General features: G+C 66.4%; 18 protein-coding genes. 7 read left to right on the forward strand and 11 right to left on the reverse strand.

Features of this window, described 5'->3' with window-relative positions; all coding sequences use genetic code 11:
* Positions 1 to 7: 7 nt before the first annotated feature.
* From U5A56_RS09910 to U5A56_RS09930, 5 genes are all read right to left on the reverse strand, one after another.
* Complete coding sequence (locus U5A56_RS09910; RefSeq protein ID WP_044845602.1) at positions 8 to 1,177, reverse strand: ABC transporter permease subunit; 1,170 nt, start codon at positions 1,175 to 1,177, stop codon at positions 8 to 10.
* 19 nt (positions 1,178 to 1,196) lie between these two features.
* Positions 1,197 to 2,147 carry a branched-chain amino acid ABC transporter permease gene (locus tag U5A56_RS09915; protein WP_044845601.1) on the reverse strand — a complete coding sequence of 317 codons (951 nt, stop codon included), beginning with the start codon at positions 2,145 to 2,147 and terminating at the stop codon, positions 1,197 to 1,199.
* A 211-nt stretch (positions 2,148 to 2,358) separates the two neighbouring features.
* Positions 2,359 to 3,198: a branched-chain amino acid ABC transporter gene (locus U5A56_RS09920; RefSeq protein ID WP_321922196.1), complete on the reverse strand. Its 840-nt coding sequence runs from the start codon at positions 3,196 to 3,198 to the stop codon at positions 2,359 to 2,361.
* Positions 3,199 to 3,468: 270 nt separating this feature from the next.
* Positions 3,469 to 4,449, reverse strand: a complete 981-nt coding sequence (gene ispH, locus U5A56_RS09925; RefSeq protein WP_044845600.1) for a 4-hydroxy-3-methylbut-2-enyl diphosphate reductase — start codon at positions 4,447 to 4,449, stop codon at positions 3,469 to 3,471.
* Positions 4,450 to 4,451: 2 nt separating this feature from the next.
* Positions 4,452 to 4,907 carry an FKBP-type peptidyl-prolyl cis-trans isomerase gene (locus U5A56_RS09930; protein WP_044845599.1) on the reverse strand — a complete coding sequence of 152 codons (456 nt, stop codon included), beginning with the start codon at positions 4,905 to 4,907 and terminating at the stop codon, positions 4,452 to 4,454.
* Between the two features lie 135 nt (positions 4,908 to 5,042).
* On the opposite strand from U5A56_RS09930, the gene radC reads away from it, so the two are divergent.
* The 4 genes from radC (at position 5,043) to nadB (ending at position 8,230) form a co-directional block, all read left to right on the forward strand.
* On the forward strand, positions 5,043 to 5,816 hold the full coding sequence (gene radC, locus U5A56_RS09935) for a RadC family protein (RefSeq protein ID WP_321922061.1): 774 nt from the start codon (positions 5,043 to 5,045) through the stop codon (positions 5,814 to 5,816).
* 238 nt (positions 5,817 to 6,054) lie between these two features.
* The gene (rpmB, locus tag U5A56_RS09940; protein WP_004186391.1) at positions 6,055 to 6,288 is read left to right on the forward strand and encodes a 50S ribosomal protein L28; all 234 of its coding nucleotides are present in this window, start codon (positions 6,055 to 6,057) and stop codon (positions 6,286 to 6,288) included.
* Between the two features lie 17 nt (positions 6,289 to 6,305).
* Complete coding sequence (gene rpmG, locus U5A56_RS09945) at positions 6,306 to 6,473, forward strand: 50S ribosomal protein L33 (protein ID WP_006478046.1); 168 nt, start codon at positions 6,306 to 6,308, stop codon at positions 6,471 to 6,473.
* A 170-nt stretch (positions 6,474 to 6,643) separates the two neighbouring features.
* Positions 6,644 to 8,230: an L-aspartate oxidase gene (gene nadB, locus U5A56_RS09950; RefSeq protein WP_044845597.1), complete on the forward strand. Its 1,587-nt coding sequence runs from the start codon at positions 6,644 to 6,646 to the stop codon at positions 8,228 to 8,230.
* Between the two features lie 91 nt (positions 8,231 to 8,321).
* Here the strand turns inward: nadB and nadC are convergent, their stop codons facing one another.
* The 6 genes from nadC to purN form a co-directional block, all read right to left on the reverse strand.
* Positions 8,322 to 9,203: a carboxylating nicotinate-nucleotide diphosphorylase gene (nadC, locus tag U5A56_RS09955; protein WP_321922063.1), complete on the reverse strand. Its 882-nt coding sequence runs from the start codon at positions 9,201 to 9,203 to the stop codon at positions 8,322 to 8,324.
* Positions 9,200 to 10,336: a quinolinate synthase NadA gene (gene nadA / locus U5A56_RS09960; RefSeq protein WP_044845643.1), complete on the reverse strand. Its 1,137-nt coding sequence runs from the start codon at positions 10,334 to 10,336 to the stop codon at positions 9,200 to 9,202. Before nadA ends, nadC begins: the two co-directional genes overlap by 4 nt.
* A 304-nt stretch (positions 10,337 to 10,640) precedes the next feature.
* The gene (locus tag U5A56_RS09965; RefSeq protein ID WP_124523871.1) at positions 10,641 to 11,837 is read right to left on the reverse strand and encodes an acyl-CoA desaturase; all 1,197 of its coding nucleotides are present in this window, start codon (positions 11,835 to 11,837) and stop codon (positions 10,641 to 10,643) included.
* A gap of 222 nt (positions 11,838 to 12,059) precedes the next feature.
* Entirely contained in the window at positions 12,060 to 13,442 is a 1,383-nt protein-coding gene (locus tag U5A56_RS09970) for a mechanosensitive ion channel family protein (protein WP_321922066.1), read from the reverse strand.
* Positions 13,443 to 13,460: 18 nt separating this feature from the next.
* Positions 13,461 to 14,726, reverse strand: a complete 1,266-nt coding sequence (locus U5A56_RS09975; protein ID WP_044845593.1) for an RsmB/NOP family class I SAM-dependent RNA methyltransferase — start codon at positions 14,724 to 14,726, stop codon at positions 13,461 to 13,463.
* A complete protein-coding gene (gene purN, locus U5A56_RS09980) occupies positions 14,723 to 15,385 on the reverse strand; it encodes a phosphoribosylglycinamide formyltransferase (protein ID WP_124663056.1) in 663 nt (220 codons plus the stop codon). The genes U5A56_RS09975 and purN overlap by 4 nt, the downstream gene beginning before the upstream one ends.
* 122 nt (positions 15,386 to 15,507) lie before the next feature.
* Between purN and U5A56_RS09985 the strand changes: the two genes are divergently transcribed.
* From U5A56_RS09985 to lspA, 3 genes are all read left to right on the forward strand, one after another.
* Positions 15,508 to 16,500, forward strand: coding sequence for a bifunctional riboflavin kinase/FAD synthetase (locus U5A56_RS09985; protein WP_044845591.1), 993 nt, complete (start codon positions 15,508 to 15,510; stop codon positions 16,498 to 16,500).
* A gap of 102 nt (positions 16,501 to 16,602) precedes the next feature.
* A complete protein-coding gene (gene ileS / locus U5A56_RS09990) occupies positions 16,603 to 19,440 on the forward strand; it encodes an isoleucine--tRNA ligase (protein ID WP_321922069.1) in 2,838 nt (945 codons plus the stop codon).
* Between the two features lie 2 nt (positions 19,441 to 19,442).
* On the forward strand, positions 19,443 to 19,943 hold the full coding sequence (gene lspA / locus U5A56_RS09995) for a signal peptidase II (RefSeq protein WP_044845589.1): 501 nt from the start codon (positions 19,443 to 19,445) through the stop codon (positions 19,941 to 19,943).
* Positions 19,944 to 19,978: the final 35 nt, after the last annotated feature.

The raw sequence follows: 19,978 nt of genomic DNA on the forward strand, positions 1-19,978 counted from the left end.
CCGTTGGTTAAGCGCGCACCGGCTTCTTGCTGTTGCGCTTCGCCAGTTTCGCGATCTTGTCCTCATGCTTCGGCGCCGGCCACAGGCCTTCCGAGCGATACAGCATGATGATCACCATCGCGAGGCCGTACAGCGCCTGACGGATCACTTCGGTGTCGACGATGTCGTGACCGAAGATCGCGTGCTGCAGCGGGCTCATCGTCGAGCGCAGGAATTCCGGGAAGATCGCGAGCAGCACCGCGCCGAGGATCACGCCCGGGATGTGGCCCATGCCGCCGAGCACCACGCACGCCAGCACGACGATCGATTCCCAGAACGTGAACGACTCAGGCGACACGAAGCCCTGGAACGCACCGAACATCGCGCCCGACAGGCCGCCGAACGACGCGCCCATCGCGAACGCGAGCAGCTTCACGTTGCGGGTGTTGATGCCCATCGCTTTCGCGGCGATTTCGTCTTCGCGGATCGCGGCCCATGCGCGGCCGATACGCGAGTGCTGCAGGCGCGTACAGACCCAGATCACCAGCAGCGCGCAGAGCACGAACAGGTAGTAGTACATGTAGACCGACGGCAGCTGGAAGCCGAAGATCGAGTGCGTCTGCGACAGGTTGAAGCCGCCGACGTGCACCGGATCGATGCCCGTGATCCCCTTCGGGCCGTTGGTGATGTTCACCGGACGGTCGAGGTTGTTCATGAAGATCCGGACGATTTCACCGAAGCCGAGCGTCACGATCGCCAGGTAGTCGCCGCGCAGGCGCAGCGTCGGCGCGCCGAGCAGGATCCCGAAGGTCGCCGCCAGCGCCATCGCGATCGGCACGATGATCAGGAACGGGATGTGCAGGCCGTTCGGCGCGAGCGCCGCGATCCACTCGAACTGCGAGGTCAGGTGCGGCGAGCTCAGGAGTGCCGCCGTGTACGCGCCCACCGCGTAGAACGCGATGTAGCCGAGGTCGAGCAGGCCGGCGAAGCCGACCACCACGTTCAGGCCCAGCGCGAGCATCACGTACAGCATCGCGAAGTCGAGCACGCGGACCCAGTAGTTGCCGCCTGCCGAGCCGATGATGATCGGCGCCGCGATCACGAAGGCCGCGGTCAGGATGCCGATGACGACGGTCTTGGCGGTGTTGCGTTCTTCGACGAGCGACGTCGAGGATTCGATCGGTTGAATGGATGTCATGTTGTTTGCTCCCCTTCCGTTACGCGCGGTCCGCGACACGTTCGCCCAGCAGGCCCGACGGACGGAACACCAGCACGATGATCAGCACGATGAATGCGAACACGTCCTGGTAGTTACTGCCGAACACGCCACCCGTGAGGTTGCCGATGTAGCCCGCGCCGAGCTGCTCGATCAGGCCGAGCACCACGCCGCCGACCATCGCGCCGCCAAGGTTGCCGATCCCGCCGAGCACCGCGGCGGTGAACGCCTTCATGCCGGGGATGAAGCCCATGTAGAAGTGCACGTTGCCGTATTCGGACGCGATCATCACGCCGGCCAGCGCGGCGAGCGCGGAGCCGATCATGAACGTCGCCGAGATCACGAAGTTCGGGTTCACGCCCATCAGGCTCGCGGTGTTCGGGCTTTCGGCGATCGCGCGCATCGCGCGGCCGAGCTTGGTCTTGTGCACGAGCAGCAAGAGGCCTGCCATCACGATGAACGCCACCGCGATGATCACGATTTCGGTGACCGAGATCACGGCGCCGGGCGTCGTGTCGGTCGCCTTGATCACGTTGATCGGATCGGTCGGCAGCAATTGCGGGAACGGCAGCGGGTTGCGCGACCAGATGATCATCGCGGCCGTCTGCAGCAGGATCGACACGCCGATCGCGGTGATCAGCGGGGCGAGACGCGGCGCGCGGCGCAGCGGCCGGTACGCGACCCGCTCGATCGTGTAGCCCACGCACGCGCAGACGACCGCGGCGATGCCAAGGCCGATCGTCAGCGTCGCGACGTTGCCGAGTCCGGGAAAGTGGTTCTGCAGCACGGTGATCGCCGACAGGGCGACCATCGCGCCGATCATCAGCACGTCGCCGTGCGCGAAGTTGATGATGCCGAGAATGCCGTACACCATCGTGTAACCCAACGCGATGATGGCGTACACACTGCCGAGCACCAGCCCGTTGAGGATCTGCTGGACGAAAATATCCATTTAAAGCTCCTTGGCCCATGCTGCCGGAGGACGTTGCGCCCCGCGGGTAAGCGAGGAATCGCGCCTTCGCGGCGACACTGCGGGTACTAGTCGATACCGGTAAGGGTGGATCGCCCCGGCGCGCGCCGCCCGGCCTGTACGGCCGGACCTGCCGCCGGAACGGATACAGAAACGACACCGCACTGTTCCGGTGCCATCATGAGTCCCGTCGCTAAATCGTCACGACATCGAGGACGGTGTACTTGGCCTCCTTGAAGTCGTAGGGCAGCGTGCCGCAACGGCCGGTGTCCGGTTGCCCGAACGCCATGCCTTTTTCCGTCCGGGCCGGGGCGAACCCCGCGTCCGGGCAGATCAGGTTCCGCGCCGCGTCGCCCGCGGGCTCGACCACCTTGACGGCGCACATGCCGATGTCGCCAAGGGTTTGCGCTCCGATGCCGGACGCCGTCGCCTGCGGTGCAAGCGGGCCGTCCGCCGCCACCCGCGCGGCGCCCGAACCGGCATCGCGAAGGTGGCGCCCGACTTTCGTCAGGACTGCGTCGGAATCCGTGAAACGAAGCAGACCGCCCGCCGCGACGCGATGGGTCGCGGCGACACGCTGTTTCGTCGAATCGAAATGAAAGGGAATCAGTGACATCTGCACGTCGCCTGCGTTGCCCCGAAACCCGGGCGCCCGCCGTGCGGCGCGCCCTGCTGCTGCCGCATCATGGCCGGCGGCTCGTTGTCGGGCAATCAGCTTGCCCGTCGCCCGGTCGATGGCAGCGCCGCCGGCGCGTCCTGCCCGCCGTGCCGAATGCATGCCGATCTTCGGGCCCTGCGCGTTGAAATCCTCGATCGCCAAACGTGCCCCGTTGTCCTTGTCACTGTCCGATTGCGCAATGCGGCACACCGACCGCGCCGCACGACCGGGTCCGGCAGCGCGCACGTCGCTGGCCGCCGGTACTGCGGGTGCCGCAGTCTCCCTGCCCGCCTCGTCGTCGCTCTTTTTGCTACAGCCGGCAAGCATTGCAACCGGTGCGGCGACGGACATGGCGTCAGCCAACTTCACATGCATCGAGTAGGTCTCCCGCGCCTTGCCAAAACCCGATTTCAAAGCCATTCCGGCCTGAAAACGGGCGCATTGTAACTCCATTTATAGGCCGCCAATAATCCTGATTCGATGGGGTTTTCCTGCATTGCAACCAATTTTGAGAAGCGGCTACGCGCAGCGATAGCAACCGGGTTGCACCATTGCTGTGAACAATGGTTGCATCTCGTTTTCGCGACGCAAAAAAAAGCGCGCCGGGAGGCGCGCTTCGGGGGTATCGCGGGTGCGATGCGGCAATCAGGCGGCGGGCGGCAGGTTGAGCCCGCGCGGCAGCGGAAACGACACGTTTTCCTCGATGCCGTCGAGGGCGCGGACATTGCGCACGCCGAGCTCGCGCAGCCGCGCGATCACGGCCTGGGCGAGCACTTCCGGCGCCGATGCGCCGGCCGTCACGCCGATGCGGCGCTTGCCCGCGACCCAGGCCGGATCGATCTGATCGGGCGCGTCGACCATGTACGCGGCCACGCCGCGCTTCTCGGCCACTTCGCGCAGGCGGCTCGAATTCGAGCTGTTCGGGCTGCCGACCACGATCACGACGTCGCACTGCGGCGCCATGAACTTCACCGCATCCTGGCGGTTCTGCGTCGCGTAGCAGATGTCCTGCTTCTTCGGCTCGCGGATCTTCGGATACTTCGCCTTCAGCGCGCCGATGATCTCGGCCGCGTCGTCGACGGACAGCGTCGTCTGCGTGACGAGCGCGATGCGCTCGGGATCGGCGAGTGCGAGCTTCTGCACGTCCTCGACGCTTTCGACGAGATGCATGCCGCGCTCGACCTGCCCCATCGTGCCTTCGACTTCCGGGTGGCCCTTGTGGCCGATCATCACGATGTCGACGCCGTCCTGGCGCATCTTCGCCACTTCGACGTGCACCTTCGTGACGAGCGGGCAGGTTGCGTCGTAAATACGCAACCCGCGCACGTCCGCCTCGTCGCGCACGGCCTTCGACACGCCGTGCGCGCTGAAGATCACGGTGTTGCCGGCCGGCACTTCCTCGAGTTCCTCGACGAAGATCGCGCCTTTCTTCTTCAGATCCTCGACCACGTACTTGTTGTGGACGATCTCGTGACGGACGTAGATCGGCGCACCGTGCATCGCGATCGCGCGCTCGACGATCTCGATTGCGCGATCGACCCCTGCGCAGAAGCCGCGCGGCTGGGCCAGCAGGATTTCGGCATCGGCGGCGACGGTCTGCCCGGACAGCGTATCGGTGGTGCTCATGATTACAGGATTCCGATGATTTTCACTTCGAACGTGAGCGCTTGGCCCGCGAGCGGATGATTGAAGTCGAACAGCGCCGAGGTTTCGCTGACTTCCTTCAGCACCCCTGCATAGCGGCCGCCGTCCGGCGCGTTGAATTCGATCAGCTCGCCCGGCGTGAAATCGTCGCCGACCATCCCGTTCTCGCGCAGCGTCGACAGCGTCACGCGCTGGAGCATGTCGGGATTGCGGGGACCGAACCCCTGCTCGGGCGTTAGCTGAAAAGTCGAATGGTCACCGACCCTGAGCCCGAGCAGAATCTGTTCCAGCGAGGGCGCCAGTTGCCCGGCGCCGAGCAGCAGCGTGGCGGGCTTGTCGGAGAAGGTGTTGACGATATCGGCGCCGTCGGCCAGTGCCAGCCGGTAATGCAGCGTGACATGGGAACCGGGCTTCACTTCGGATAGATCGATGATGCTCATGAATGACTCGTGTTCGTCGGCGCCCGAACTGGCCGAAAGGCCCGGCGCAAAGCCAATATTGTAAGTCACCTGAGCGCGCAAGGCTGAAAGTGCGACGACGTCGCGCACACGGCCGCCGCCAATGGAGTTTCGATCATGCCGTCATCCTCTCTCGCCGTCGCGCCGGTCGAATGCCGCGACACCGCCGACCCACCGGCCGCTGCGCCGGCCCGCGTCGTCCCGATCCACCTGCGCAAGCGCCGCCCGGCCGACTGGCGCCCCGAGCGGCCGCGCGAACGGCTGCTGGAGCGCGGGCCCGCCGCACTGACCGACGACGAGCTGATCGCGCTGCTGCTCGGCACGGGCAAGCCCGGGCACGATGTGTTCGTCACCGCCCGCGCGCTGGTCAGGCAGTTCGGCACGTTGCGCGGCCTGCTCGAGGCGACCTCCGGCGACTTCGAGATGCACCCCGGCATCGGTCCCGCGCGCTCCGCACGGCTCGTCGCGGTCACCGAGATCGCGCGGCGCATGCTGGAGGAGAAGGCGCACGCGCGCCTGCAGATCGATTCGCCCGGCGCCGTCGAGGATTGCCTGCGGCTGAAGATCGGCTCGCGCCCGCACGAAGTATTCATTGCGGTGTACCTCGACGCCCGCAACGGCCTGATCGACATGGAGGAAATCACGCGCGGCTCGCTGACGCGCATGGCCGTCTATCCGCGCGAGGTCGTGCGCCGCGCGCTGCAGCAGAACGCCGCGGCGCTGATCGTCGCGCACAATCATCCGTCGGGCGCGGTCCAGCCGAGCGCGGAGGACCGCCGCCTGACGCGGGTGCTGAAAGACGCGCTCGAACTCGTCGACGTGCGGCTGCTCGATCACGTCGTCGTCGGCACCAGCGATACATTTTCGTTCGCGCGCGCCGGTTGGCTGTAGACTGTGGCCCGGCGACCCGCCCCACGGGCGCCGCAACGACGATGCGAAATTGGGTTTGATTTTTCTGAACTTTTTCTGCTAGAATCGTCGTCTGTCTTTTTTCCAACCAGTTCTAGCCATCGAAGGGCCTTGTCTTTACAGGCTTCGGCGTTCTGAGTGCAGCCATGGATCACGTGGCAGTACGATGGAACCTTCATCGGCGATCGAACCCCGAATTTAGCGTATTAGGAGTGCTCTCATGGCACGCGTATGCCAAGTAACTGGGAAAGCGCCGATGAGCGGCAACAACGTTTCCCACGCCAACAACAAGACGAAGCGCCGCTTCCTGCCGAACCTGCAAAACCGCCGGTTCTGGGTGGAGAGCGAAAACCGCTGGGTGCGCCTGCGCGTCTCGAACGCCGGCCTGCGCCTGATCGACAAGAACGGCATCGATTCCGTGCTCGCTGACCTGCGCGCACGCGGCGAAGCCTAAGCCCAAGGAGCACAATCATGGCAAAAGGCGCACGCGACAAGATCAAGCTTGAGTCGACCGCTGGTACGGGTCACTTCTACACGACCACGAAGAACAAGCGCAACATGCCGGAAAAGATGGCGATCAAGAAGTTCGATCCCGTCGTCCGCAAGCATGTGGAATACAAAGAAACCAAGATCAAGTAATCTCCGGTTTCTGCCAGCCTGACGGCGACCGAAAAGCCCCGCACAAGCGGGGCTTTTTGTTTTGCGCGGTTTCGCGCGCACGCTCGGGCCCGACGCGGTATGCTCTCCCCTTTCCGCGGCCAAAGTCGACGGAACGCACAAGATCAAAAGCGTAACGATGGAGATGCAGCATGAAATTCGACGTGGCGATCGTCGGCAGCGGCCTGGCAGGGCTGTCGGTCGCACTCAACCTGGCCAGCACGCGACGTGTCGCGCTGATCGCGAAACGTTCGATGATGGAGGGGGCAAGCGATAACGCGCAAGGCGGCATCGCGGCCGTCCTCGATTCGGCGGACAGCATCGAGAACCACGTCGACGACACGCTGGTCGCCGGCGGCGGGCTGTGCGACGAAGGCGCGACGCGCTACATCGTCGAGCATGGCCGGGAAGCGATCGAATGGCTGATCTCCCAGGGCGTGCCGTTCACGAAGGACGATGCGGCCGAACTCGGTTTCCACCTGACGCGCGAAGGCGGCCACAGCCACCGCCGGATCATCCACGCGGCCGACGCAACCGGCCATGCGGTGCTCGCGACGCTGTCCGACCGCGCACGCCAGCATCCGAACATCACGTTCTTCGAAAACCACCATGCGATCGACCTGATCACGTCGGACCGGCTCGGGCTGCCCGGGCGCCGCTGTCACGGGCTGTATGCGCTCGACGTCGACAACGACCGCACGATCACGATCGAGGCGCCGCACACGGTGCTCGCGACCGGCGGCGCCGGCAAGGTCTACCTGTACACGACGAACCCCGACACCGCGACCGGCGACGGCATCGCGATGGCGTGGCGCGCGGGCTGCCGCGTGTCGAACATGGAATTCATCCAGTTCCACCCGACCTGCCTGTTCCATCCGTATGCGAAGTCGTTCCTGATTTCGGAGGCCGTGCGCGGCGAAGGCGGCCTGCTCAAGCTGCCGGACGGCACGCGCTTCATGCCCGCACACGATCCGCGCGCGGAACTCGCGCCGCGCGACATCGTCGCGCGCGCGATCGACTTCGAGATCAAGAAGCGCGGGATCGACTGCGTGTATCTCGACATCAGCCATCAGCCGGAAGCGTTCCTGCGCGAGCACTTCCCGACGATCCACGCGCGCTGCCTCGAATTCGGCATCGACATCGCGAAGCAGCCGATTCCGGTCGTGCCGGCCGCGCACTACACATGCGGCGGCGTCGTCACCGATCTCGCGGGGCGCACCGATCTCGCGGGCCTGTATGCGGTCGGCGAGACGTCGTACACGGGGCTGCACGGCGCGAACCGGCTCGCGAGCAATTCGCTGCTCGAATGCCTCGTGATCGGCCGCGCGGCGGCCGAGGCGATCGAAGCGGCCGGCTTCGACGCTGCAACGCCGGCCAAGCTGCCCGCATGGGACGAAAGCCGCGTGTCGGATGCGGACGAGGAAGTCGTCGTCGCGCACAACTGGGACGAACTGCGCCGGCTGATGTGGAACTATGTCGGCATCGTGCGTACCGACAAGCGTCTCGAGCGCGCGAAGCACCGCTTGTCGCTGCTGCGCGACGAGATCCACGAGTACTACGCGAACTTCCGCGTGACGCGCGACCTGCTCGAGCTGCGCAATCTCGTCGACGTCGCGACGCTGATCGTGAAGAGCGCGTACTCGCGCCGCGAAAGCCGTGGGCTGCACTACAGCCGCGACTGGCCGCACACGCTGCCGAAGGCGCTGCCGAGCGTGCTCACGCCCCGCTCGCGCCGCTGACCGGTACGCCCTTCCCGGCTGCAGCCGACAAAAAAAGCCGCTGGCGTCATGCGCGCCAGCGGCTTTTTTCGTCAGACGGTATGTCGTGCGGTCAGTCGACGATCCGCATCGAGTAGTCGGTCGCGCGCACGTCCTTCGTCAGCGCGCCGATCGAGATGCGGTCGACGCCCGTCTCCGCGAACGTGCGCACCGTATCGAAATTGACGCCGCCCGACACTTCGAGCACGGCCTTGCCGGACGCGATGCGCACTGCCTCGCGCATCATGTCGAGCGTGAAGTTGTCGAGCAGCACCGACTGCGCGCCATGCGCGAGCGCCGTATCGAGCTGCGCGAGCGTCTCGACTTCGACCTGCACCGGCACGCCTGATTCGAGCGCGAACGCCGCATCGAGCGCTTCGCCGACACCGCCGGCAGCCGCGATATGGTTTTCCTTGATCAGGATGCCGTCGTACAGCGCCAGACGCTGGTTCTCGCCGCCGCCGACCCGCACCGCGTACTTCTGCGCGAGCCGCAGGCCCGGCAGCGTCTTGCGCGTATCGAGGATCTTCGTGCGCGTGCCTTCGACGCGATCGACGTAACGACGCGTCGCGCTCGCGACGCCCGACAGCAGCTGCAGGAAGTTCAGTCCGTTGCGCTCGGCCGTCAACAGCGCGCGCGCCGGCCCTTCGAGTTCGCAGACGGTCGAATCCGGCGCCATCCGGTCGCCTTCGCGATAGCGCCACTGCACGACGATCGACGGATCGATTCGCGCGATGACGGCCTCGAACCACGGCACGCCGCACAACACGGCTTCCTCGCGCACGATGATGCGCGCACGGCGCCGCTCGCCGGCCGGCACGAGCCGCCCGGTCTGGTCGCCGGTGCCGACGTCTTCGGCGATCGCATCGGCGACGTTGCGCGCGATCGCTTCGTCGAACGCCGCGCCGTATTGTGCGCGGACGGCTTCGAACAGCGGAGAGACTGTGCCGGTCATGCAGCCCCCACGTTCGCGAACAGTTGCTGATCGCGCTGCAGATCGCCGCTCGCTTGCACGCGCTTCTTGTGCGCCGCGGCGAAATCGAGCATCCGGTCGATCGGCAGACGCGCGCGCGCGCCGATCGCCGGATCGACGAAGATCTCGTTGTGACCGCGCTCGAGCACGTCGGCGAGGTTCGCGAGGCCGTTCATCGCCATCCACGGGCAATGCGCGCAGCTCTTGCAGGTCGCGCTGTTGCCGGCCGTCGGCGCGGCGATGAAGGTCTTGCCGGGCGCCGCGAGCTGCATCTTGTGCAGGATGCCGAGGTCGGTCGCGACGATGAAGTGCGTCGCGTCGAGCTTCACGGCGGCATCGATCAGCTGGGTCGTCGAGCCGACGACGTCCGCCTGCGCGACGACGTTTTCCGGCGACTCCGGATGCACGAGCACCTTCGCGTCCGGATATTCGGCACGCAGCAGGTCGAGCTCGATGCCCTTGAATTCGTCGTGGACGAGGCACGAACCCTGCCACAGCAGCATGTCCGCGCCGGTTTTCTTCTGGATGTAGCTGCCGAGATGGCGATCCGGTGCCCAGATGATCTTCTCGCCCCGCGCGTGCAGGTCGGCGACGATTTCGAGGCCGATCGACGACGTGACCATCCAGTCCGCGCGGGCCTTCACGGCGGCGCTGGTGTTCGCGTAGACGACGACGGTGCGGTCGGGATGCGCATCGCAGAACGCGGAGAATTCGTCGACCGGGCAACCGAGATCGAGCGAGCAGGTCGCGTCGAGATCGGGCATCAGTACGCGTTTGCCGGGGCTCAGGATCTTCGCGGTTTCGCCCATGAAGCGTACGCCGGCGACGACGAGCGTCTGCGCGTCGTGGTCGCGGCCGAAACGGGCCATTTCGAGCGAATCGGCGACGCAGCCGCCGGTTTCGTCCGCCAGTTCCTGCAGCTCGGCATCCACGTAGTAGTGAGCGACGAGCACGGCCTTTTCACGTGCGAGCAGCGCCTTGATGCGCGCCTTCAGCGCGGCGCGTTCTTCGGCGGACGGCGCCTCGGGCACTTTGGCCCACGCTTGCCCGACGCCACACACGGTTCCCGCCGAAACCGGCCGGTCGTACTCGACGGGTTTGATCGTCGATTGCATCTCCATATCTCCTGTCGGCCAGAGTTAGTGCTTTAGCACTTACTCTGGCCCCATGCTTCGCGGTCGACCCGAGTTAGCGCTTTAGCACTTACTCGGGTCCCATGCTTCGCGGTCGGCCAGAGTTAACGCTTCAGCGCTTACTCCAGCCCCATCCCTACGCTCGCCCCGGGGCGGCACGTCAGCGCTGCCCCGAGCCTCATACGAATTCCAGGCTTCCGGTCGCCCTTCGAAAACCGGCCACCCAAATGAAAAAACCCCGCCAACGCGGGGTTTGTGACGTCCTGAGATTCTAATCGATTTCGAATCAGGCGTAGCGACGCAGGCGCGTCGCGAATTCCTGCAGCGCCTTGATGCCGCTTTGTTCCGCGCGATGGCACCAATCCTGCAATTGCGCGAGCAGCTGTTCGCGCGAAGCGGTCGAGCGATCCCAGATCGCGGCCAGATCCTGGCGCAGCTGGAAGTACGTGTGCAGCTTCTGGCTGTTCGCGAAGATCTCCGGCAGCAGCTTCTTCTGCGGTTCGTCGAGGCCGTCGGCGTCCTTGTGGAACCACTTGCGCGCGCCGCGCATCAGCTGGTACTTCTCGCTCGAACCGAGTTCCTTCAGGTGCGCGAGCTCCTGACGATAGGCACGCTTCACGGCCTTGCCGTAGCGCGCCATCACTTCGTAGCGGTTCGACAGCACGGCCTGCAGCGTTTCCTGGTCGAGCACCGTCTTCGGCTTGTTCAGGCGCGGCGTCGGTGCAACCTTCTTCACCTTCGCGAGACCGAATGCCGACATGATGCGGATGTACATCCAGCCGATGTCGAACTCGTACCACTTGTTCGACAGCTTCGCCGACGTCGCGAACGTGTGGTGGTTGTTGTGCAGCTCTTCGCCGCCGATCACGATGCCCCACGGGAACAGGTTCGTGCTCGCATCGGCCGAGTTGAAGTTGCGGTAGCCCCAGAAGTGGCCGAAGCCGTTCACGACACCCGCGGCCCAGAACGGAATCCAGACCATCTGCACGGCCCACACGGTCAGGCCGAGCACGCCGAACAGCGCGACGTCGATCACCATCATCAGGCTCACGCCGAGGATCGGGTACTTCGAGTACACATTGCGCTCGATCCAGTCATTCGGCGTGCCGTGGCTGAACTTGCGCATCGTTTCTTCGTTCTTCGCTTCCGCGCGATACAGTTCGGCGCCTTCGAGGAACACCTTCCAGATGCCGCGCGTCTGCGGGCTGTGCGGATCTTCCTCGGTTTCGCACTTCGCGTGGTGCTTGCGATGGATCGCGGCCCACTGGCCCGTCAGCATGCCGGTCGTCATCCACAGCCAAGCGCGGAAGAAGTGACTCGCGATCGGGTGCAGCTCCAGCGCGCGGTGCGCCTGGCAGCGGTGCAGGTAGACCGTCACGCCGATGATCGTGACGTGCGTGACGGCAAGCGCGAACAGCGCGACCTGCCACCACGAAAAGCGCAGGAGCCCGTGGGAAAGAAAATCGAGCAGGGAATTCAACAAGGCAGTTACCTGTGGTGAGAGCGATGCCGGCGCCGGCCGACGTCATAAAAATGAAAGCATACCGCGTGTAGACCGGAATTTTACTTCAACCGTTCCAAGTCTTTGTAAAAAATGAATATTCTCTTGTCTTGACGCAACGCAAACAGTCCATCGGCGGACCGGGAAAGGCGCGCGATCCGGTTCTGGCCGCAGGCACCGCCCGATTCGCGCCGTCGGCCGCATCTACGCGGCCGACGCCCGCCCGTCCACCGACCGGCCACCGGCCACGGGCATGCCCTCGGCGACCACGCCGGTCGCGGCGAACCCCTCCGGCAAACCGACCACGCGCACTTCGCGCTGCGGGAACGGAATCGAGATCCCGTGCTCGCCGAACAGCCGCCAGATGTTGCGGTTCACCGACGAACGCACGCCCGACGTGCCCTTCGCCGCATCCTCGATCCAGAAGCCGAGCTCCAGGTCGATCCCGTCCGCGCCGAAGCTGACCAGATACGGCGTCGGCGCCGGCTCAGCGAGCACGCGCGGCACGCCCTTCGCGGCTTCCGCGAGCACCGCGAGCGCCTGCTCGACGTCGCTGGTATAAGCAATCTGCACGGCGACCTTCGCGTAGCCGCGCGTCAGGTACGACGACTGGTTCTGCACGACGTCGGTGATCAGCTTCTCGTTCGGGATCAGCGTCTCGTTGCCGTCGAGGCCGCGCACGACCGTATAGCGCGTGCGGATCTGCGTGACGACGCCCTGGAGCCCGCCGACGCTGATCGCGTCGCCGAGCCGCAGCGAACGGTCGAGCAGGATGATGAAGCCCGACACGTAGTTGCTGGCGATCTTCTGCAGCCCGAAGCCGAGGCCGACACCGACCGCGCCGCCGAACACGCCGAGCACCGTCACGTCGATGCCGACGAGCGACAGGCCGATCAGGATCGCCGCGAACACGAGCAGCGCGCGGCCGATCCGCGACATCACGACCTTCAGGTTCGCGTCGAGCGTGGTGGCGCGCGCGAGGCGCTCCTCGAGCACCGAGCCGAGCCACATCGCGACCATCAGCGTCACGCACACCCACAGCGCGCCGGAGATCACCGACAGCAGCGTGAGGTGTGCATTCGCGACGCGGAACTGCACGCTGTCGAGCCACGCGATCACGTCGCGCTGGATCCCGAGCACCGTCAGCACCATCGCCGCCCACACGATCACCGACACGATCTTCTCGACGATCGACAGCCACGCATGCGTGTGGCCGTCGCGGGCGAACACGCGCCGCGCGAAGAAGAACAGCACGTAGATCAGCCCGATGCCGAACAGCGGCACGAGCGCGAGCGACAGCAGCGACGTCGACATGAACGGGTCGAACCCGAGCTGCGCGGCCAGCACGAACAGCCCGCCGAACAGCGGGAACAGCGCGCGCTTCAGGCTCTGCGCCCCGGCGCCCGGCATCCGGCCGGCGGCGCGCCGGCGCGCGTCGATGCGGCCGTGCACGAAGCGCGCGGCAACCCATGCGAAACACAGCGCGCCGACGAGGATCGCCGCCTGCCAGATCATTACCGGCTGGTTGAAGTCGCGGATCACCGACGCGAGCCGGTGCGACAGCAGGCGGTTCTGCAGATTCTCCATCGTCCGTGCGCCCCGCCGTTACTGCGCGGCGCGCCGTTCCAGCACCGCGGCGAAGAAGCCGTCGGTCGCATGGCGGTGCGGCCACAGCGACAGGTAGTCGCCGGTCTCGAGTTCGATGCGCTGGTCGGCCAGCACCTTCTGTGCGGGCACCAGCACGAAGTCCGGATGGTCGGCGAGGAACTGCTCGACGATCGCCTCGTTTTCCGCGTCGAGCACGCTGCAGGTCGCGTACACGAGCCGGCCGCCCTTCTTCACGAGACGCGCGGCGCTCGCGAGGATCGACGCCTGCTTCGGCGTGAGTTCCTCGATCGACGTGCGCGTCTGGCGCCACTTGAGGTCGGGGTTGCGGCGCAGCGTGCCGAGGCCACTGCACGGCGCATCGACCAGCACGCGGTCGATCTTGCCCGCGAGCCGCTTGATCTTCGCGTCGTGTTCGCTGTCGATCAGCACCGGGTTCACGTTCGACAACCCGCTGCGCGCGAGGCGCGGCTTCAGCTTCGTGAGGCGCTTTTCCGACACGTCGAACGCATAAAGGCGCCCGGTCGAGCGCATCATCGCGCCGAGCGCGAGCGTCTTGCCGCCGGCGCCCGCGCAGAAATCGACGACCATCTCGCCGCGGCGCGGCGCGACCAGCGAGCACAGCAGCTGGCTGCCTTCGTCCTGCACCTCGATCTGGCCTTCCTCGAACAGCTTCAGGCGCGTGAGCGCCGGCTTGCCGACGACGCGCACGCCTTGCGGCGCGAACGGCGTCTCGCCCGCGTCGATGCCGTTCGCGCGCAGCGCGTCGATCACCTGGTCGCGCGTCGCCTTCTGCGCGTTGGCGCGCAGGTCGAGCGGCGCCGGGTAGTTCAGCGCGGCGGCGAGCTGCGCGAGTTCCTCCGCGTCGAAACGGGCGGACAGCGCCTGGTAGATCCAGTCGGGCAGGTTCGTGCGCACGCGCACCGGCAGGCTCGCCGGATCGATCTTCGACACGTGCTCGAGCCACGCGGCCTCGGTGTCGGACACGAACGGCTTCAGCGCATTGCGGCCGAGCGTCTGCATCAGGCCGAGCAGCGTCAGGCGCCGCGCGGGGCTGCCCGTGCCGCTCTCGGCGAGGTGCGAGAACTCCATCTTGCGGCGCAGCACCGCGAACACCGCCTCGGCGATCACGCCGCGCTCGGCGTGGCCGAGCTTCGGGTGCGCACGGAAGAACCGGCTCGTCGTCGCATCGGCGGGGCCGGTGAACTTCAGCACCTCGGCCAGCAAGGTCTCGGTCTGGCCAATCAGGAATCCGTGCAGCTTCATACGCCCTCGCTCGTTTCGGTATGCGGTTGATCCGCGAAAATCCAGCGCGCCTCTTCCGGCGCGACCACTGCCCTGCCGTTCTCGAGGCGCAGGCGCCCCTCGACGAACCAGCGGACCGCACGCGGATACAGCACGTGCTCGACCGTCAGCACGCGCCGCGCGAGCGCGGCCGCGTCGTCGCCCGCGCGCACGGGCACCGCGCCCTGCGCGACGATCGCACCGCTGTCGAGTTCGGGAATCACGAAATGCACGCTCGCGCCATGCAGCGCGACGCCGGCATCCAGCGCCTGCTGGTGCGTGTGGATGCCCTTGAAGCTCGGCAGCAGCGACGGGTGGATGTTCAGCAACCGGCCTTCATATCGTCTGACGAAATCGGGCGTCAGGATGCGCATGAAGCCGGCAAGCACGACGAGATCGGGCGCGAAGCGGTCGATCTCGGCGGCGAGCGCCGCGTCGAAGCTGTCGCGGCCGTCGAACGAGCGATGGTCGACCACCGCGGTCGCCACCCCATGCGACGCGGCAAAAGCCAGGCCGGCCGCGTCGGGCCGGTTGGCGATCACGGCGGCGACCTCGGCCGGCCAGCGTTCCTGCGCGCACGCGCGGACGATGGCCTCCATGTTGCTGCCGCGACCGGAAATCAGGATCACGAGTTTTTTCATCCGCGAATTTTACCATTCGCCCCTGCGTTTCCCCCCTTCTCGGCCGCCGGGCCGCCCGAACGTTTATAATCTTCTGCTTTGCGGCATCCCACCGCCCATTCCCCGACGCTGCATCCGCTATCGTGAAAGTCTTCCGCGGCCTGCCCAACGCCGAGAGCCGCGCGCCGTGCGCGCTGACGATCGGCAACTTCGACGGTGTCCATCGCGGCCACCAGGCCCTGCTCGCGCGCGTGCGCGCGGCAGCGGACGCGCGCGGCCTGCCCGTGTGCGTGATGACCTTCGAGCCGCACCCGCGGGAATTCTTCAACCCGGCCGGCGCGCCGCCGCGCATCGCGATGCTGCGCGACAAGCTGGAAGCGCTGCGCGAGCACGGGGTCGACCGCGTCGTCGTCGAGCACTTCAACCATACGTTCGCAAGCCAGTCGCCGCAGGCGTTCGTCGAGCGCACGCTGGTGAACGGGCTGCACACGCGCTGGATGATGGTCGGCGACGATTTCTGCTACGGCGCGAAGCGCGCGGGCACCTTCGACACGCTGAAGGCGGCCGGCGAGCAGTACGGCTTCGAGGTCGAGCAGATGGGCACGGTCGCCGGCAGCGACGGCACGCGCATCTCCAGCTCGGGCGTGCGCGCCGCGCTCGCGGCGGGCGATCTCGACGCGGCCGCGCAGGCGCTCGGCCACGGCTACGCGATTAGCGGCCACGTCGCGCACGGGCTGAAGCTCGGCCGCGACCTCGGCTTCCCGACCCTGAACCTGCCGATCGCGCACAAGCGGCCGGCGCTCGCGGGCATCTTCGTCGTGCAGGTGCACGGCCTGGGCCCCGCCCCGCTGCCGGGCGTCGCGAGCCTCGGGCTGCGCCCGACCGTCGACGATTCCGGCCGCGTGCTGCTCGAAGTCCACCTGCTCGACTGGCACGGCGACGCGTACGGCAAGCTCATCCGCGTCGAATTCCTGAAGAAGCTGCGCGACGAAGCGAAGTTCGACGATCTCGAGGCGCTGTCGCGCGCGATCGCGCTGGACGTCGCGAATGCACGTGCGTACTTCGTCGAGCGCGACCGCGCGCCGGGCAGCCGCACGACCGGCTTCTCGACCTCGGCGACCGACCGAATTAGCTGATCCGGCCGGCGGCGCCCCGCGCCGCACCCTCGCGCCGCCGACCCGCGCGCATCCCCGATTCACGACGCACGAGCGTCCCCCGATTTAGATAGCGATCCCATCATGAGCAACAAGAAAGCCGATTCGAAACCGCAGGCCAAGTATCCGGTCAACCTGCTCGACACGCCGTTCCCGATGCGCGGCGACCTGCCCAAGCGCGAGCCGCAGTGGGTCAAGGAATGGGAGGAGCGCGGCATCTACGAGAAGATCCGCGCGGCCAGCCAGGGCCGGCCGAAGTTCATCCTGCACGACGGCCCCCCGTATGCGAACGGCGACATCCACCTCGGTCACGCGGTCAACAAGATCCTGAAGGACATCGTCGTCAAGTCGCGCAACATGGCCGGCTTCGACGCGCCGTACGTGCCGGGCTGGGATTGCCACGGCATGCCGATCGAGATCCAGATCGAGAAGCAGTTCGGCAAGTCGCTGCCGGCGGCCGAAGTGATGAGCAAGGCGCGCGCGTACGCGACCGAGCAGATCGAAAAGCAGAAGGTCGGCTTCAAGCGTCTCGGCGTGCTCGGCGACTGGGCGAACCCGTACAAGACGATGAACTTCGTCAACGAGGCGGAAGAAATCCGCGCGCTCGGCAAGATCATCGAGAAGGGCTATGTGTATCGCGGGCTGAAGCCGGTGAACTGGTGCTTCGACTGCGGCTCGGCACTCGCCGAGGCGGAAGTCGAGTACAAGGATCGCACCGACCCGACGATCGACGTGATGTTCGCGTTCGCGGAACCGGAAAAGACCGCGCAGGCGTTCGGCCTGCCGGCACTGCCGCGCGCCGAGGGCGGCATCGTGATCTGGACCACCACGCCGTGGACGATCCCCGCGAACCAGGCGCTGAACCTCCATCCGGAAATCGTCTACGCGCTGGTCGACACCGAGCGCGGGCTGCTGATCATCGCGGAAGAACGTGTCGAAGCCTGCATGACCGACTTCAAGCTGACCGGCCGCGTCGTCGCGACCGCGCCGGGCGTGAAGCTCGCGAACCTGCGCTTCCACCACCCGCTCGCATCGGCCCACCCCGGCTACAAGCGCACCGCGCCCGTCTACCTCGGCGACTACGTGACGACCGACACCGGTACCGGCGTGGTGCACTCGTCGCCCGCCTACGGCATCGAGGACTTCCAGTCGTGCAAGGCGCACGGGATGACCGACTCGGACATCATCAACCCGGTGATGGGCGACGGCCGCTACATCGAATCGCTGCCGCTGTTCGGCGGCCTGTCGATCTGGGACGCGAACCCGAAGGTCGTCGACGCGCTGCGCGAGGCCGGCTCGCTGCTGCGCAGCGAGCACTACAAGCACAGCTACATGCACTGCTGGCGTCACAAGACGGCGATCATTTACCGTGCGACGTCGCAGTGGTTCGCCGGCATGGACGTGACGCCGCGCGACGGCGACAAGACGCTGCGCGAAACCGCGCTCGAAGGCATCGACGCCACCGCGTTCTACCCGTCGTGGGGCAAGCAGCGCCTGTTCAGCATGATCGCGAACCGTCCCGACTGGACGCTGTCGCGCCAGCGCCAATGGGGCGTGCCGATGGCGTTCTTCGTGCACAAGGAAACCGGCGAGCTGCACCCGCGCACGCTCGAGCTGCTCGAGGAAGTCGCGAAGCGCGTCGAGCAGTCGGGCATCGAGGCGTGGCAGACGCTCGATCCGCGCGAGCTGATCGGCGACGACGCGAACCTGTACGAAAAGAACCGCGACACGCTCGACGTGTGGTTCGACTCGGGCACGACGCACTGGCACGTGCTGCGCGGCTCGCACAAGGATCAGCTGCAGTTCCCGGCCGACCTGTACCTCGAAGGCTCGGACCAGCACCGCGGCTGGTTCCACTCGTCGCTGCTGACCGCATCGATGATCGACGGCCGCGCGCCGTACAAGGGCCTGCTCACGCACGGCTTCACGGTCGACGGCGAAGGCCGCAAGATGAGCAAGTCGCTCGGCAACGGCATCGACCCGCATGAAGTCGCGAACCGTCTCGGCGCGGAAATCATCCGCCTGTGGATCGCGTCGACCGACTACTCGGGCGAACTCGCGATCTCCGAGGAAATCCTGAAGCGCGTGACCGAAGGCTATCGCCGCATCCGCAACACGCTGCGCTTCCTGCTCGCGAACCTGTCGGACTTCGACTTCGCGCAGCACGCGGTGCCGGTCGACGAATGGCTCGAGATCGACCGCTACGCAGTCGCGTTCTCCGCGCAACTGCAGACGGAACTGCTCGGCCACTACGAGAAGTACGAATTCCACCCGGTCGTCGCGAAGCTGCAGACGTACTGCTCGGAAGACCTCGGCGGCTTCTACCTCGACGTGCTGAAGGACCGCCTGTACACGAGCGCGGCCGATTCGCGCGCACGCCGCTCCGCGCAGACCGCGCTGTACCACCTCACGCACGGGCTGCTGCGCGTGCTCGCGCCGTTCCTGTCGTTCACCGCGGAAGAAGCATGGAAGGTGTTCCAGCCGGCCAGCGACACCGTGTTCACGGAAACCTACTACGCGTATCCGGAAGTCGCCGGTGCAGCCGCGCTGATCGAGAAGTGGGCGCTGCTGCGCGACGTGCGCGGCAACGTGACGAAGGCGCTCGAGGAAGCCCGCACCGCGAACCGCATCGGCTCGTCGCTGCAGGCCGAAGTGGCCGTGCACGCGAGCGGCGCGCGCTACGACGCGCTGACGAGCCTCGGCGACGACCTGAAGTTCGTGCTGATCACGTCGGCGGCAACGGTCGTGAAGGTCGACGACGAAGCGCAGGAAAGCGTCGACGTGGCCGCGTCGAAGTACCAGAAGTGCGAACGCTGCTGGCACTACCGCGAGGACGTCGGCGCGCACGCCGATCATCCGACGCTGTGCGGCCGCTGCTTCTCGAACCTGTTTGAAAACGGCGAAATCCGGAGCGCTGCGTAAATATGGCGAAAACCCTGTCGAAACCGGCCAGCGGCGCGCTCGCGCCCTGGCTCGGCATTTCGCTGATCGTGATCCTGTTCGACCAGCTGTCGAAGATCGCGATCCTGAAAACGTTCGCGTACGGCGCGCAGCATGCGCTGACGTCGTTCTTCAACCTCGTGCTGGTGTACAACCGCGGCGCCGCGTTCGGCTTCCTGTCGACCGCGAGCGGCTGGCAGCGCTGGGCGTTCACCGCGCTCGGCGTCGGCGCGACGCTCGTGATCTGCTTCCTGCTGAAGCGCCACGGCCACCAGCGGCTGTTCAGCGTGTCGCTCGCGCTGATCCTTGGCGGCGCGCTCGGCAACGTGATCGACCGGCTGATCTACGGCCACGTGATCGACTTTCTCGATTTCCACCTCGGCGACTGGCACTTCCCGGCGTTCAACCTCGCCGATTCCGCGATCACGATCGGCGCGGTGCTGCTGATCTACGACGAACTGCGTCGCGTGCGCGGCTCGCGCTGAGCGCGCATACTCGGTGGCGACGGCCGGCTTCGCGC

Source organism: Burkholderia sp. BCC1998 (assembly GCF_905339875.1).
Classification (GTDB): domain Bacteria; phylum Pseudomonadota; class Gammaproteobacteria; order Burkholderiales; family Burkholderiaceae; genus Burkholderia.